Origin of the sequence: Peribacillus sp. S4 (assembly GCF_046715815.1) — a bacterium.
GTDB lineage: Bacteria > Bacillota > Bacilli > Bacillales > DSM-1321 > Peribacillus > Peribacillus frigoritolerans.
This window is the reverse complement of record NZ_CP175708.1, coordinates 2,498,654-2,515,245: the sequence shown is the minus strand read 5'-3', so window position 1 is coordinate 2,515,245 and position 16,592 is coordinate 2,498,654. Positions and strand designations below refer to the sequence as shown.

Genomic DNA, 16,592 nt, shown 5'->3' with positions numbered 1-16,592 from the left:
AGATAGGTCATTTCGTTAGCATTCTTTCTACTTTGGCTTTAACTTCATCTATATTCCTCATTTTATTATCCCAACAATCCTGGCTTAGATCTACCGGATATTCTTCAGGATTAAGGGCACGAAGGTACTCCGGCCATAATACTTGGAGATTTTTTTGCGTGAAGGCCTTGATTTCATCTATGGTCGGCAATTCATAAATCAAACTTCCATCCTTAAAAATATCCACATGCAGATCAACCGCATCAAAATCCGTGACGAATTTACTTAGGAATGTATGGACAGGATGAAACATTTTTAATTTTTCCTGCTCCTGCGGCTTCTCATATTCCATCGCCAAATAATCACCTTCAGCATGATGGTTCACTTTATTGATGATTCGATATACTCGTTTTAGGCCAGGTGTCGTGACCTTTTCAGGGTTAGAAGAAATTTTGATGGTATCTCTCATATTCCCATCTTCACCCTCTATTGAAACCATTTTATAAACAGCACCCAGCGCTGGCTGGTCATAAGCCGTAATCAATTTGGTTCCGATGCCCCAAATGTCAATTCTTGCTCCTTGTTGTTTCAGATTGATGATTGTATATTCATCAAGGTCATTGGAAGCGACAATCTTCGCATCATGGAATCCTGCAGCATCAAGCATACGTCTTGCCTCTTTCGATAAGTAAGCTAAATCACCACTGTCAAGACGGACGCCAATGAAATTGATTTTATCACCCAACTCCTTGGCAACACGGATTGCATTCGGGATGCCAGAACGCAATGTATCATACGTATCAACCAAGAATACACAGTCTTTATGGGAAACAGCATATTTATGAAAAGCCGTATATTCATCTTTATAAGCTTGGATCATGGAATGTGCATGCGTCCCTGAAACCGGAATGCCAAACAGCTTTCCAGCACGTACATTACTAGTGGAATCAAAGCCAGCAATATAGGCCGCTCTCGCTCCCCAAATTGCGGCATCCATTTCTTGCGCCCGCCTTGAACCGAATTCTAGGGCAGATTCTTCACCGATGACCTGCTTGATGCGTGATGCCTTTGTTGCCACGAGTGTGTGATAGTTCACAATGTTAAGCAACGCAGTTTCTATGAGTTGAGCCTCACCAAGCGGTGCTTCCACCCGTAATATCGGTTCATTGCCGAAGACGAGCTCCCCCTCTTTCATGCAGCGGATCTCTCCCGTGAAACGGATGTTCATCAAATATTTCAAAAATTCTTCATCATAGTGCAGATCATTTTTTAAATAGTCGATATCACTTTCCGAGAAGGAAAAGTTTTGAAGGTAATGGACAATTTTTTCAAGTCCTGCAAAAATCGCATATCCGCTATTAAATGGAAGCTTTCTGAAAAATATCTCGAAAACTGCCTTGCGGTTATGTGTTTTGTCCTGCCAATAAGTTTGGGCCATATTAATTTGGTATAGGTCAGTGTGTAATGCGTAACTGTCATCGTTGTATTTTTTTTCCATGGATAGTTCCTCCCAAAAGAGAAGCATTCGCTTCCCTTCTATTCTGTTGCTTGAATCGAAATTATAGAATGGTTGCTCCAAGAGATCCTTTAAAATGTCCAAGCGCCCAATGGTGACCGGCATCATTGAACGAGGCCACTGCATGTTCATATACAAAAATTTTATAGCCTAAATTATAAGCGTCGATTGCCGTATGCAAAATGGATTTATATGAATAAATAGTATATCCAAAAATCCGACTCGTACCTGTCAGGGCAAGGTTTTTCTTACCTAATTATACAATTTTACTTCAAAAGTACAAAATGGTATACAAAAATGACCGCCTTTCGACGATCAATAAGCTATATTTTTTCAACTCTTTCATGTCTCTTCACTACTTGTTTCATCATTTTTTCAATAACTATTGCCTGTTCCTCACACTTCGTTTGGTAAGCCATTAAAGTCTTTTTCATTTTGAAAACTTCTTCCATTAGTTGTTCTATAGTTAGATTTTTAAGCTCTTCGACCGAAGAAAGGTTCTTTTTACCCCTTAAATCCTCATGAATTTCATCAATTTCTATAAGCAGAGTTTGATACCAATCCTCTAAGTATACTTTTCTATTACCAGAATACAAGCTTCTCGGTGTCAAATGTAAAGTTGAGGCTATCCTCTGTAAAACTTCTTCCTTACTCAGTTTACGAGTGAGGTATATACCCTTCTGGGCTCTCCTAATAAACGTTCTTTTGGCACTGGCAGTACTTCGGGTTAAATCCGCATGGGATACTTGTTTCTTAGCCATTGATAACACCGTTCTTCACAAACTCATCCATTTGCTTTGCTGTTGGACTCGGAACCTTCCGATAATACTTGTTGATGTATTTTTTCGCAGTTTGTTTTACCTCTTTTTCAACAGCTTCAGCTTCCTGTTCTGAAAAATGCTTAAACTTTCGGAATAACTCCTTAAACGTCTCTCGGTTTAAGTCATTTTTTATGTCGTCTATCCTTACCGGAAGCGTTCTTTTCTCTACTCTATCTTTTGTCTTCTTCAGTAAAATTTCTTGGTGATGAACAAAAACAACCCATCTAACAAGTTCCGCTTTATGTTCCAGTAACATATCTTCATCAGGACTGTACTTCTTACACTTGTAACACTTCAATGTATGATGAAAACAAGTTACCCTCTCATGAGCGTTGCAGTTGTGTGTTCTCATAGGGAATCCCTTTGGGATTTCTCCATTTGGTTGCGATTGTTCATCCGGAAGATCAATATCATTTATTTCCTGTAACAATTTATCTATAAAGGATTTAGCGTTTTCCTCATCTTCCACCACATCAATAATCATAGAAGCATTGTTGAAAAAACTCTCTTCGCTTAGCACCTTTACGTCATCTGTAACAGAAACAATGGCATTTTTATTCACATCCGCTTGAATTCCGTACAAACCTTGTTCTGATACTTCTTGTAGTGCATCCAATACATCATTCCCTGCTGTGAGAGTGTAAGTGTATTGAGATGCTAAGTCGTCATGACCGAGCCTATCAGCGATTTCTTCATTGGAAAGTCCTTTCAGTTTCAAGTAAGTCGCACCCATTCTCCTTAAATCATGAGATGTGAAGTACCTACCACTTGGCGGAGGGTTCCCTTTCCATATCCTCTTTTGTAACTGTTTGAGATAATAAGTAATATAGCTTGGAAGTAAAGGGGTTACCTTAGACGCACCTGCAACCAACCTCTTTGTTTTTAGATCGTCGCCACCAAAAAATATTTTCGAATTTATTTCTATAGGTACCGTTGGGGCTACACTCTGTAATTGCTTAACCCATTCGACTGCATTTTTTGAAATTTTAACATTATGCGGTTTACCTGTTTTAGTTTTATGACAATGCAAAATGCTGTCACCATACACGTTATTTTTTAGGCAATTTTGTTTTAAGTAAGCTATCTCATGAGCCCTTTTTGCGGTTTCTAGCACCAATAAAGACACCCTTCTACCTCTAAAGTATAGCAACTTATTATCTTGATGATAAGGTGATTGATCATCTTGCAAAGTTTCTATTAATTTAACTGCCTGATTGAAATCAATGTGTTTTCCATATAGTCTATTGCGTGTCCCTAAGTTTGTACTTGGAATGATTCGTTTTTTATTAATATATAACTTGTTTTTGCTTGCGTAAAAATCAAACCAATTTTCAATGAGAAAGAATTTATTAGTAAACTCCCTTATATTGTTATCATAATCTATATCAACGAACACGTCCATTAGGCTTCCTTGAAGTACATCTTTAATGGTGTGTACTTGGCTTGGATAGAGATAGTTCACGCAAAAACTACGTAAAAAACGGGAATACTCTCTCCAAGTGGAGGCTTCTATCTGCTCTTGGTAAACAGTCTTCGAATGACCATCGTTATCAGTTTTTATTTGAAGCTGTCCTTTATCTACTCTTTTTTTCAGGAAAGTAAATACATACCCCTTTATATGGAGTGCTAGCTCCGTTTTAAGTGCAGGGTACTCTTCAGACCAAGAATCTGTTTCTAACTTGAAAACGTCCTTTTTATCCGAAAAACTCATTAGCTCTTGGACTGATGACCTTTCTTCCTTGGAAAGTAGATAACTTAATAACTTAAAAGTCTTTTGTTTTCTATCTTTACTAGTCTTGTTATGAAAGTCACCTGCGACCTTTTTTAATAAAATATCAGTTATTGGCTCGTGACCGATCCCTTTAATTACCCCGTACCCGGAAAACCAAAATCTCAAAGCGAGAGATTGAATTACTTTTTTGTCTTTTGCCATTACTTCTGTGTCATTTCCGTTCAGAGGGCTCCATGTTTTATAATGCGTATCAAACAAGTCCGAAAGGATAATGAAATTAGGCATATCGTCTAATGGTAATTGATAATAGGTATTAAAATTCATAGTGTATTCTAAAGGTAATCGACATCTCTGTACAAAAGCTAAAGCTAACAAATAGTTGTTTATTAAAAGTTCTTTAAAGCTCTTTTCTCTTCCGAGGAAACTCGTAACGTCAGTTTGAACACACTCATGAAAAGGGACATTAAACATCGCCCTACTATTTTTTTTTCCGATAGGAGCAAGCACAACCCATTCTTCGACTGATAAATGCACTTGTTCATACATTTTTATAGAAATTCCTTTTAATATGACATCATTACTCTTTTGAAGCGAGAGAAAAATCCCCATTTGACAATGCCTCCTTGATATCTTTACCCAACAATTTCAATCTGACCATTTCCCATATCATCTCTTGACTCAAACGCAAGTCAGTAAGCCTTTTTTGAATAAGAGCCTGTGTCTTTATAGAAGAAGCTGCGATAGGGTTATTATCTGTGTAATCCTTACTGTTCTGTACTAGATTTCTGTGTTCCCGAAAAAGAGTTGCTAGCAGTTCAATTGCTTCTTCTATTTCTTCTCTTCGCAAAACAAAAAAGTTACAGCCCCAGCATCGAAAGTAAGTTTCGCAGTTTTCTTCAGACATACACCAACCCATATCCCTTTTACGAGCATAATGTTTTAGGAATGTAGTTAAATCCATGTCTGACATGAATACATCAAATAACCTACTATCTTCAATGGATTCATCATTCCACATTTCAATGATTTTCAGATAGAATTTTCCGGAAACCTCCTGCTTTTCATAGCCATCAATGATGGAGTAGAGAAGAGTGTTTCGCGAAATTTTACTTCTAAGGTAACGCATAGACATTTTTTCGTCATGATGGCCTAGTACAAACTGGGTTGCCTTTATATTTCTTGTTTTGGCTTGTACTACGGTAGCTATAAAATGCCTAAATCCATGAGCACCAATCTCAAACACAGCACCGTTATTATTAATCTTATATTCTTCAATCTCTTTTACTCGAGGAAGAATTCTATCTTTCAAAAAAACCCTAAAAGCAGTTGTTGGTAGAAGTCCATTGACATTATTTTCAAGGAAAAGATGATCATACATCAGCTTGTTATTAGGATTAGTAATTGCTTTCAATCCCTTTTCATGGAATCGTTTCTGAAGACGTTTTATCGCTTCAATTCCAATGTCATCAAACAGAGGGAACTGAGCATTAACATTTCCAGCTTTATCTCTGTATGTGGATGTTAACCCTAGAAAACTATCACTGTTTAACATAGGCTTTAGGCAGTCTACCTCAAGGTTATGAACAAAAGAAAATCGAACAGGACAAGACCCGACAATAAGCCAGAAGTCCCTACATAACGCTTCCCTTTCAGTTTCAGGAACATATGTATAACATTCCTCAATTATCCTTTGAGCTAATCCTTCTATCGGAAAAGCACGTCCCTCGCTATTTTCCTCCTCTGCTACTAGAGTACGAATTATTTTTGACGATAGCCCTTCAGGGTAGTCAATAGTCTTTGGAAAATCAGGGTACTCATTTAACCCCCATTCAATAAACAACCTAGCATCAATAATATGTGCATAAGTATAAGATGGGACGTACTGTAGATCTAACCAATTATAATATGCCCAGAACTCCTTTCTTTGGAAGTTTGATAGTTGTATAGTATCGCTTTGTTCATTTAGAAATATTAGAAAATGTAACAAGGTAGCATGTTTCTTGTCTATAGTTGTTTTTGAGTATCCTCCAGCTTTCATGTATTTGTGATAATCTCGAATAGGAGTTTCAAAATGTGGATATTCTGTCGCCATTCTTTCGAATTTATCTTTGTTTTTCTTATTAACAATTAACTTCTTCGTTGTATAACCAAGAGCGAATCTTGCTTTTTGTATGATATTTCTTGAAGTAACAACTGAGTTTAATGACCAGTCTACACAGCTCTCTAGTACATCTTTATCAGTAATATCCTTCAACTTCTTTCCAAAAGTAACGCACAACTTGTAAAAACTACTTAAAAAATGCACTATCTGGGAGTTGTTTCGCAACTTTTTTAATGCTTTAGCTTCTTCTTCTGTGACAAACTCGTAATATTTGGCTAACTCTTTACATATTCCACCCACAGCATTATAGAACTTATTATAGTAATCTATAATCGCTTTTCTATATTCAGGGTTTTGCATTAAACCTCGTTCTATTGCCCAAGATAAAATGTATCTAGAGTCATTAATGTTTCTATATATGATGATATGTTCCTTTTCTTCTATAGGAGTTTTCAGCCAAATATCCCCTGTAGGATATTCAGCTTTCAAATTTCTCAGTATACCACTATAATTTTTCTTCCAGGTCTCACTGTATTGGCGTCCTATAATCATATTTTCAAGCTCAATCCACTCTGTATTCATTAAATTCATACTTTTCCACCATTTTTGAAAGTAGTAGCCATATCGCCTAATTTATCGTCTGTAGGCAAATTATCTAGTCCCGGCAGGTAATGAAGATAAATTTTTCTAGTTGTTTTTTCATCTCTGTGACCTAACCACCTAGATACATCGTAAATTAGTTTGCGTTTAATCCTGATTAAGTGAGTTGCAAAAAAATGTCGGAAGGAATGTGGGGAGAAGTTGAGGTAAATATCTTCTTTTCCAGAACCGGAAATAACGCTTCGGTACTTAGAATAAATCGTACCTCCGGTAATTGCCTCTCCCTTTGAATTATTTGAAGTTGAGTAAAATAAGTAATCATGTTCTTTCCTTGTTTCTTCCATTACCAACTGTCTTTCCTTGATATGCTCAAGTAATAAGTTTGTGAGTTCCTGCTGCGAGAAGAAGTTAGGAATTAGTCGTCGTCTGACTGTTTTATTTTGAGATTGAAAATTGGTAACCTCTCTTTTTACTACATCACAAACCCATGCTTTTAGAGTGTTATCATACGATAAATCACCATGCATCTCGCTCTTTAACCATTCCTGTGCTTTGTTAAAATCCCAAAGGTAAAAGTCCTTAGGTACGTTTTCAGAAACAAAAAGAAGGTTTCGAGCCTCAGACCTTCTAAGTCCGAAGGACTTCAAGATGTAAAACAAAAGTCTTGTTTGGATATCGCCTGAAGGAATCAATGACATGAAATTGTTTATAACTTCTTCAGTCATCACTTCTTCCGATAAAGGCTGAATGTGGCCTGCTGAAGTATTTGGAATTTTAAAACCAGCTTCACTCAGTATGGCGTGTACATTGGTTGCTATTACATACGTTTTTCTCCCTGTTGTACCTGTAGTGGTAGTCGTGAATGCTCTTTGCTTTACCGGAATAGACGTAAGGTCTATAGATTCGAATTCATGGGTTTCTTTTTTTAAAAAACCTAGATACTTACATGCTGTTTCTACAAAACCGCTTATAGTATTATGGGAAAAGTCTTCAAATCTTTCTTGAATCATTATTCCCTCGAAATTCAAATTTATAGAGGATACTTTACCGAAATGCTTTGCTCTTTCATGCAAAGGCACCTGTTTCAGTAATGACCATTCAATTGCCCGGTTGGGTGTGGCTCTTAAACTTTTTAATAAACGCAAGTAACTAACAAAGGATACAACAACTGTAAAGATATCTACTTCTAACAAATCAATATTCCAAAACTCAAGGAAGTCCAAAAATCTTCTCAGTTGATGTGCTTGTCTTGAAACAGTATTTATAGGAGTGTCAGTGTACTTTTGTTTTAATAAGAAACAAGTGCTATTATAATGCAGTTTATGAGAAGGATTGTAAATTTGTATAATATTTTCCTTGCCATCAAAATGCACATAATGTAGACCTTTTATATTTGCAGAGGAATAAATCTGGATGAAGGCTCTTAATCTGTCAGTACTATCCAATGTATTATCAATATTTCTCAAGTGATCGTAGTCACACTTACTACTCACAGCCATATACACCTCTCAAATTATCAATACCATTATCTGTGAACTTAATTTCTTTGATATTATTCGCAATACTTTCCAATCCAATATATAACCCATATCCGTTTCTAAAAGGTGAATTTCTAAAGAACAGTTCAAATAACGCCTGTTTGTAGTGCATATTATCTTGCCAATATGTCTCAACCATTTTTTCTTGGTAAGCTTCGGTGTACGAAGCTAAGCTATTATCTTGATAAGTTTTCATATTAATCAACCTCCTACGTTTATATAAATGTATGTATCTGAAGAGAGACCCCTCCCTCTTCAGGTATCAATTAAAATTTAAGTTCTTTAATTGTAGTTAGTATAATTGGGTATTTTGAAGCTAATTTTTTGTATTCATAATCTGTGATTTCTTCAAAACCTGTGATGGAAGATGTACAATCTTCTAACACATAAATTAAGTAATCCTTGTGATTTATCATTTCAAACTCTTCCACAATCTGTTTGATAGTCTCAAGTACACAGTGAGATTTAGCCTCTCCACCAATAACTATTGTTTTATAATTCTGCAATTGACTTAAAAGATTTTTGTCTGTTAAATCCGTTTTTGAATACTCAGGTTTTATTATTCCATACATTTCAGAAATAGGATTTAACCCTTTTGTCACGTAATGTACATCCTTCTCTTTATACAAAGAATAGGCAAATAACAAGTTTGATAATTGCGTTTCAATTGCTGCACCAAATGTACCTTGTAGGCAATGGAAACTCCAAATTATCAAGGACTTCTTTTCAGTTGCCTCTAGTCTACGAAGATACTCTAAACTTTCTTGCTCTTGGTAAATAGGTGCCCACTTACCTTCCAATACATCTTGATAAGTAATAACCGTAAATGGCTCAGGATACTGTCCTTTATCATTTACCCACCAAGCAGGATGAAAGATTTGTTTCGGCTGATGTATATCTAAACTCATAAAAATATCATCTATAACATCCACATTTTCATAAATGAACTTAGCAAAATTTCTAACGTCACGATAAGAATTAGCAATAGCCAGATTTCCTTCTTCCAAAAAGTCATTTTGAAAATCAATACCAATTACAGCCAATTCTTTATTACTTGTTGGATTAGAATTTAAGTTTTTTAAATTAGGCTTCTTTGTAGTCGCTTTCCCGATTAGATCAACATCAAATAATTCTTCAAATAAAATATTCATAATGGTCACTCTCCTCCTATAAAAGCTTTATGTGTTCAAGTTCTCCCCGGCGTTTTCTTTGTAGACTATCAATAACAATGCACTGGCTGTTCACTACAATCTCGACAGTGTTCCAACGAACAGATTGTCCAATCGTATGTTAATTTCTGTCTACCTCCATAGGCACACTGTACCGAAAGTGTTTAGTTTTAGAATGGGATGCAATATGCAATTTCGTTACAGTTGTCGCAAGATAATTATGTTTCAATCCTCTTCCAACCAATTGTAGAAAGGAACATTACTGGGTGCGGGATTTTCATTTTTGTTCACTATTTGTAAAAACTCATCTTGCGAAAGATCATATAACTTTTTACCCTGATTCCTTTGTAACTTTATAGGAACTGCATCAGGTTTCCAATTCTCTTCAATTGCTTTCTTAATAAATCCTTCAACGTTTCTCACCTTTTTAGGAGATTGCTGCATAATCAGAAGTACTTCCAAAATTCTCTGAATGCCCACATGAGATAACAATGCAACCATGTCTTCTGAAGGTGACGTTAATGCTACTGCTTTAAAGGCAAGGATAACAAGGTCTCTGTTGTGCTGATTATTTTCATGATGGATAACATTGGTGGATGGCACTGAAGGAGATTGGGGAGGTGCTTGTTTGAAATTCATGTAAGTTAAGTCATTTTCAGGGACACGCCATCCCTGTACATCGCTGTTCTTAAAAGCGTTAGGGAATTGTTTACCAGTCCTGAGCCAACGTCTAATGGTTTCCCCGCTTTTGCCAAGTCTAGAAGCAACTTGAGATACTGTTAATGTCTGATTATTTGTTTTTGGTTGTTCATTAATCGATGATTTTGATAATTGGATATCCGTCTCTGGTATTTTCCATCCTTCTTTATCAGAATTGTTTTGGGCATTTGGAAAAACATCGCCTTTCCGTAACCACCTCCGAACGGTTTCTTCGCTCTTATTTATTAAAATGGCAACCTCCTTGACAGAATAATATTTCAAAGTACACCTCCAACAATAATTTGACTCATTTCCTCATTCCTTTAGTTATCTATACCTACTGGCAACCACCGTCAAAACTATTGAATCATAAATTTAGTTATCGTGCAATATAAATTTCATAAACTTCAGAATATTCAATTCCTATTCAATTCCTATTGATTTATTTTAAGTTTCCTTATTTATTTTTTTGCTGATTATAAAAAAAATGTATAAAAATCAATATAATATAGAAGTCTTTAATATCCTTTATTAAAAAATACTTGTACTTGTAACCTTTCTATATAATGACCAGTATGAAAAAAAATTAATAATTTTGTTTTTCTAAAATAATATTAATCGCGATAAAAGTATTTGATTATACAGGTTTTAATTAATTATTTTTAGTGAAACTTATAGATCTAAACCAGCTAATAGGATGTCAATATCTTTCACTAAAATTTTCATTTTCCTAATGATCTATAATTTTTGGCCATCCCAAAAAACCCTCCAAACCATTTGGAAGGATTTCTCTCTATTAGCCATTCATAAGATTGATCTATCCTACGGATATAAACGATGACTCGAGCTTTATTCAGAACGGGCATCTTTGTAAATCATAAGCGTGTTCGTCTTGATGAGAGTATTGGGGGTTACATCTGTTATTCGAAAGAAACTGCCTTTCCCCGATTGAATTTCGAAAATAGGCCGTAACAAAGACTCCCTTGTTTGAAATTCTTACATTTCCTATTAAACTCTCCAGCAATACTATATTCTCTAATAAAACATCAATTAAAGAGCCGTATTGTTATACCAAATTTATTAAATAACTCACTTAGAATCTTTTGTTCTATTTCAACTTTTTCTTTCAGTAAAATATCAGTTTTATTGGTCAATTCATATATCTTGTTGAAAATGGCTAAAATGGCTCTCTGTTATTTTATTCTCTATATGTAAGTTCAATAACCCAATAATCTATCTATATTGGTTATACATCAGATTTAATTTTATGTGATGAATAGTGTATACAGTTATTTTCTTAACTGTTACTCTTCCTTGCTGCCATATTCATGCTCGCTTCGACAATCTCCTGGCTGATGGTGGTGAATGGTAAATTTCGTTTTCCTGAGAAATTCTCAATGACTCCTGCAAGGATGCCATTAAATCCGTTGCATATCCAGTCACTTTATTAGCCCCGCCATTCGCACCGCTTCCACCTGTGTCCACTACAGTGATCTTGTCTATATTACTAAGGGGCTAGCAACTTTTTTTGCATATTCCGGCAGCATTTTCAAAATCATGTCCATTACAGCGGCTTGCCCGAACTGTTCAAAAGCTTCAGCTATTTTCTGCTTGGCTTCTGCCTCTGCTACCCTTTTAAACGGATGATTTCCGCTTCTGTCGTACCTTGTGCCCTTTGGGCATCCGCTTTAGCAAGACCGTCCATGCGAACGCGTTCCGCTTCCGCTTTTGCCATGGCTTCAATTTTATACTTATCGGCATCCGCTTCTGTAATCTGTTTCATCCTGTTGGCGGAGGCTGCCTGCTCTACCGCATAACGGTCGGCATCAGTCTTTTTCTTCACTTCTGAATCATTTTTCACGGCGAAGGATTTCTTTTTCCCAGTTCAATTTGCTTCTGACGTTCAATGATCCTGATTTGCATTTCCTGTTCGGTTACATCCTGTTTAGACCTGGCCGTTTCAAGATCGTAAGCTTGGTCAGCCCGTGCTTTGGCAATATCCTGCTCACGCCTGAATTCCGCAACCTTTAGCTTGTTGATTTCTGAAAGCTGCCTTTTTAGGGACAAATCTATTCTGTTTTATGGAAGTAGGGCACCTAATGAAATAAAAAAAACACCCCATAACTGAAGGTGTTTTAGAGTTATTCAAAATACATCTATGCAAATAAATCATTTATTGTATTACAAAAATTCTCCATTTGTCTTTATTACATCCTTATACCAATAAAACGAATCTTTTCGAATTCTAGAGAAGTCACCTGTACCATCATCTTGCTTATCGACATATATAAATCCATAACGTTTTTTCATTTCTCCTGTAGTAGCACTAATTAAATCAATTGGCCCCCACATTAAATATCCTATACATTCTACATGGTCTTCTATAATTGCTTTCTTTAGTTTAGACAAGTGTTTTTGTAAGTAAGTTATTCGATAACTATCATGAATTTCCCCATTTTCTTCAACTATGTCTACTTCACCTAATCCATTTTCTGTAATTATTATCGGTAAACCATATTTTCGATACGTATAATTTAATAAATATCTCAAACTTCACCAAATTACACGGATCATCTGAATCATATACTATCGACCAATTCATTAATAGCAGAAGCCTTCCATACCATTCCCAAATCAGATTCTGGGTTGACCCTCCCACTGTAGATTCCAACAAATTTCTTTACAGGTCCAGGCCAAACTGCCCCGCCGCCTCCAATCATGTTAACCACGGATCCGCCTGACCGATATGCGATTACTGGAGACCCTGATTGCCCTCCCCTGCTTCTACAATCAATAAGGAAAAGCGGCAACCCCCTATAATCGATTTCAGGCTCGGAGGCTACTGTACCAGTTGCCCATACGGCCGCATTGTTCCCAACCTGGATTCCAAAAGGGAACCCTACGACACTCACCGTTCCCGTTACCCCCAAAAAGATATCCCTTCCCATATCCAAGGTGTAAGCATAAATGGCCACATCCTCTAAGTCGGTCAATGGAATGGCAACAAAATCCACTTTTGGCCCCCATGTTGGATGTTCAATCCATTTAGGATCAAATTCATCCAAAAGCAATTCCTCAGATTTGATGATGTGTGCCCCCCTTTCACCCAACCTGTTATGATAAATTTCTATTCTGTTTGGGACTAATCCAGTCTTTGGGGATAATAGGGCACCTGTTTCGTTGTGTTTTCCCGTCACATTATGCCTATTTGTGATCAATAGGGGACTGCCTGACTTTGAGTTAACCAAGAACGCCGTTCCTACTGAGACGAGAATTTCATTAAAATACATCCTGATAAAGATTGACATCAATGATTCATCAGTCATTTGCACCATATCGTATTTCTACTCCTTTATTGTTAACGAAATTGAATGGTCCCCTCCAATTCTTCATCGAAGCCAAGACCCCTTTTTCAATTTGAAAGTCTAGGTGAAGGTTCCTTCGCCTCCACAGTTTTTTTAAGAAGGTTCTAAGAGGTTCTATAATTTATCCAGTCCATTATAGGCTTATTAACTTCATTTCGAGAATCTTTCCAAATCTTTTTTTATTAAAATACACTTTTTCTTTAAAGGACTGTCTTTTGGAAATTCATAAATGTAGTTATTTGCCAGACTTTCTGCGAAGCTTACGAAATCAAAAGGTTGTCCCTTTCTACGTTCTGGAATGTCAGATAAGAAATTGATAACTATATCCCAAAACCTCTCGTCATATATAACTTGTGTAAGCCTACAACACTCTTCATATAGATTGGTACTTTCAAACTCAGAGATGTGTATTCGGTAGAACTCTAATACTTTTCTTTTCTCTTCTCTACGTTTTAATATATCGAAAAATTCTTTACCATTTATTGTTCCCATTCCACCAAATAGCGAATGCAGCACTGTTGGGTAATTCTCATATGATAATTCCACTTTCTTAATCTCTTCACGCAACGGCAAAACAATTCTGAGAAGATTATAAGGTAATTTTTTTGAAGATTTTATTGCAGTTACTATTGCAAATAAATCAAAAATCAATTCATTAGCAAAGTTTTTAATACCTTTCAAATCCCAAAAACCATTATGAGCAATCTTATTTCTAAAAATTGGAGCTTCAAACGCAAAATAAGGATACATCGATAGCCATAATTCAGGGGTTGATGAAAAAACTTTCTCTGCTTTTACACTAAGTGTTCCAGGACTATCAATTTCGTTTTCATCATTCAGAATAAAACAGAAATCATAAAATAACCCTTCGACTTGAATAACTGCCAAGTTTACAAATGATTGATATTTTTCATCCTTGTATAAATCAAAAAGTGTCTCGAATATTTCTTCACGTTTTTTTAATACATGATGGTTTCTAATGCTATTCATTACTTTATCAAGCAGATCATTATCCATAAGATTATTTTCCAGGTCTTTATAATATTCACTTTTATTATTGGATTTAAGATCTATTTTAGGTTGAATTTTTCTAGGGCTATGATTTAGTAAAAATCTATACTTTGCATCAGTTGAAAAGTCATAATTAGGATCATAAAACCTTTTAAAATAAGAATACTTGTAAGGTAGTGAATTCACAAGTACAGCTAGGTCACCGGTAGTACGCGTCCATTTCTTCTTATTTACGACTCGTTTTTTAATATAATTGATAGCCTCTTCAGTTAGGAATCTCTCTATATCCTCTTTTGCTTCACTGTTTATTCTCCTGCAATAGTCAAGTTTTCGAAACTCATAACTGCTACGATCTATCTCAGCCCTTCGTTTATCAATATTATTTATTCTGTCATTAATTTCCTTCAAATCCTTCATTACTTCACTTTGGATAAGTATGAAGTTATTAATGAGTAAATTCATAAATTCAGTTTCATCATTAAACCCGTATTCTTTTTTTAAAAACTTTAATAAATCTTTCTCAGGCATATCTTGCTCAAATGTATTTATATAGAAGCTCAGCATCTCATTTATTTGACTAATCATTTCTGTCCCCCTATCATTAAATTTCTTTATAGTCAATTCAGTACAAGCCCTTACTAGTCTGCTAGTCCACTCAATAACAATTATTTCAAATATAGGAATTACTTACAACAAAAATCTCCCGACAATTTATTTAAGTCTTTTTACCCAATTTTATTGATTCATATTATACTTAAATCCCCATTGTTGTGTGGTATTCCATACAAAAAAAGCCCATCTGGTGCAGAAGGGCTTAAAAGGGCTTAAAAGGGTAAAATAGGAAATTTATAATTCATTACTTATTATAAAAATAAAAGTAATGGTATAAAGGTTGGTTTCTTTAAGTGTTTTTGCACTTAAGAAACATTATTATACATTGGTGGAGGTAGATTAGAATATGCCGTAAATACATGTTGAAATAATATTTCGGCTTTTCTTTTACATCCAGTTTCACTAAAAATATTCACCGACAAACCTGTATCCTCTTCCCAAAGGAAGTCGTGAATAGCGGTACGAATAGCACCCCGTGCTACTTCCTTACATTTCCAGTCTCTTTCTTCTTTTATGAAGAAGATTAACAGCCACCTTTTTTATTTTCTTAATTTCGACTGGAGACAACTGAGAGCTCTTCAAAAAATAAAAAATATGGGATTCTTCTACAAGCGGGGACGGACAGTTTAATTTACTGAATCATATCCCACGCACATGTCCTACCCTGGCTACCGATATAAAAGAGTCTATTAAAAAAGGTCAACCAGTAAAAACTGGCTAACTTTATTATACAAACTCACCCGTTAATGGAAGAAGGATTCTTAGGATAAGTTTCCACTGTCATCCAGAGAAAAAACTTCATCTAATTCTTCTTTTGTTTTTTTAATAAGTAATGATTCTAACTTTGTTTGATGTACAGACAACCCAGTTTTTATCCTATTAATACTTTTACGAAGATCTTCTATTTTATTGATTGAGCCATGGCCCATTAAAAAATTCCTAAATTTTATAAATTCCCCATATGTAGTGCCATCAGCATTTTGTATATATTTCCTAACGTGTTCATATGAATGAAAGACTTTTTCAAAAGTTAAATCTGTGTCCGATTAAGAATAATAAGATGCATAACGGCCCCTAATACGAAAGGAAAAGATGCTACAGATATCAAAGCATTTTTAGTAAGCAACTTCCCGGCGACGATGTTTCCTTTTATACTTGCCCCATAAAATATGAATAACATTAAAAAGTCTTTCCTTAACAAGCATAGATGGTAAGACTGGTGCACCAGTCCCCCCCGTTAAATGCTTACTCCATTTGAAGAGGAGATGTGTATAAATTGTTTACCACCTATATAAATACCAGCATGTGAGGCACCATGTTTATAGGATTAAAGATGAACTGGAATCATTTAAAACACTTGAATTTCATTTGAAAATAAACAAATAAAGGGCTTTTTTGTGAATCAATAATCAGTATTATGCAAACTAATTTAAGTGTCCCCAACTAATC

At 35.5% G+C, this 16,592-nt stretch carries 10 protein-coding genes and 4 pseudogenes; all 14 read right to left on the bottom strand.

The annotated features are described in order from the left end of the window. Positions 1 to 7: 7 nt before the first annotated feature. A complete protein-coding gene (locus ACJ9PY_RS11955; RefSeq protein WP_268564942.1) occupies positions 8 to 1,477 on the bottom strand; it encodes a nicotinate phosphoribosyltransferase in 1,470 nt (489 codons plus the stop codon). Between the two features lie 61 nt (positions 1,478 to 1,538). Continuing rightward, a pseudogene (locus tag ACJ9PY_RS11950) lies at positions 1,539 to 1,679 on the bottom strand (isochorismatase family protein); the annotation flags it as partial. 139 nt (positions 1,680 to 1,818) lie between these two features. Further along, the gene (locus ACJ9PY_RS11945; RefSeq protein ID WP_411740104.1) at positions 1,819 to 2,256 is read right to left on the bottom strand and encodes a hypothetical protein; all 438 of its coding nucleotides are present in this window, start codon (positions 2,254 to 2,256) and stop codon (positions 1,819 to 1,821) included. Then, the gene (locus ACJ9PY_RS11940) at positions 2,249 to 4,657 is read right to left on the bottom strand and encodes a site-specific integrase (protein ID WP_411740103.1); all 2,409 of its coding nucleotides are present in this window, start codon (positions 4,655 to 4,657) and stop codon (positions 2,249 to 2,251) included. Before ACJ9PY_RS11940 ends, ACJ9PY_RS11945 begins: the two co-directional genes overlap by 8 nt. Further along, entirely contained in the window at positions 4,626 to 6,740 is a 2,115-nt protein-coding gene (locus ACJ9PY_RS11935) for a hypothetical protein (RefSeq protein WP_411740102.1), read from the bottom strand. Before ACJ9PY_RS11935 ends, ACJ9PY_RS11940 begins: the two co-directional genes overlap by 32 nt. Continuing rightward, positions 6,737 to 8,248: a tyrosine-type recombinase/integrase gene (locus ACJ9PY_RS11930; protein ID WP_411740101.1), complete on the bottom strand. Its 1,512-nt coding sequence runs from the start codon at positions 8,246 to 8,248 to the stop codon at positions 6,737 to 6,739. Before ACJ9PY_RS11930 ends, ACJ9PY_RS11935 begins: the two co-directional genes overlap by 4 nt. Next, the gene (locus tag ACJ9PY_RS11925) at positions 8,235 to 8,483 is read right to left on the bottom strand and encodes a hypothetical protein (protein ID WP_411740100.1); all 249 of its coding nucleotides are present in this window, start codon (positions 8,481 to 8,483) and stop codon (positions 8,235 to 8,237) included. Before ACJ9PY_RS11925 ends, ACJ9PY_RS11930 begins: the two co-directional genes overlap by 14 nt. A gap of 70 nt (positions 8,484 to 8,553) precedes the next feature. Further along, the gene (locus tag ACJ9PY_RS11920; RefSeq protein ID WP_411740099.1) at positions 8,554 to 9,438 is read right to left on the bottom strand and encodes a hypothetical protein; all 885 of its coding nucleotides are present in this window, start codon (positions 9,436 to 9,438) and stop codon (positions 8,554 to 8,556) included. Positions 9,439 to 9,681: 243 nt separating this feature from the next. Further along, positions 9,682 to 10,437, bottom strand: coding sequence for a helix-turn-helix domain-containing protein (locus tag ACJ9PY_RS11915; protein ID WP_411740098.1), 756 nt, complete (start codon positions 10,435 to 10,437; stop codon positions 9,682 to 9,684). Positions 10,438 to 11,481: 1,044 nt separating this feature from the next. Continuing rightward, positions 11,482 to 12,195, bottom strand: a pseudogene (locus ACJ9PY_RS11910) (flotillin domain-containing protein); the annotation flags it as partial. A gap of 141 nt (positions 12,196 to 12,336) precedes the next feature. Next, a pseudogene (locus ACJ9PY_RS11905) lies at positions 12,337 to 12,705 on the bottom strand (family 1 glycosylhydrolase); the annotation flags it as partial. Between the two features lie 29 nt (positions 12,706 to 12,734). Next, positions 12,735 to 13,490, bottom strand: coding sequence for a trypsin-like peptidase domain-containing protein (locus tag ACJ9PY_RS11900; RefSeq protein WP_411740097.1), 756 nt, complete (start codon positions 13,488 to 13,490; stop codon positions 12,735 to 12,737). Positions 13,491 to 13,670: 180 nt separating this feature from the next. Then, complete coding sequence (locus ACJ9PY_RS11895) at positions 13,671 to 15,116, bottom strand: hypothetical protein (protein ID WP_411740096.1); 1,446 nt, start codon at positions 15,114 to 15,116, stop codon at positions 13,671 to 13,673. A 1,264-nt stretch (positions 15,117 to 16,380) separates the two neighbouring features. Further along, positions 16,381 to 16,452: pseudogene (locus ACJ9PY_RS11890) on the bottom strand (endopeptidase); the annotation flags it as partial. Between the last annotated feature and the right edge of the window lie 140 nt (positions 16,453 to 16,592).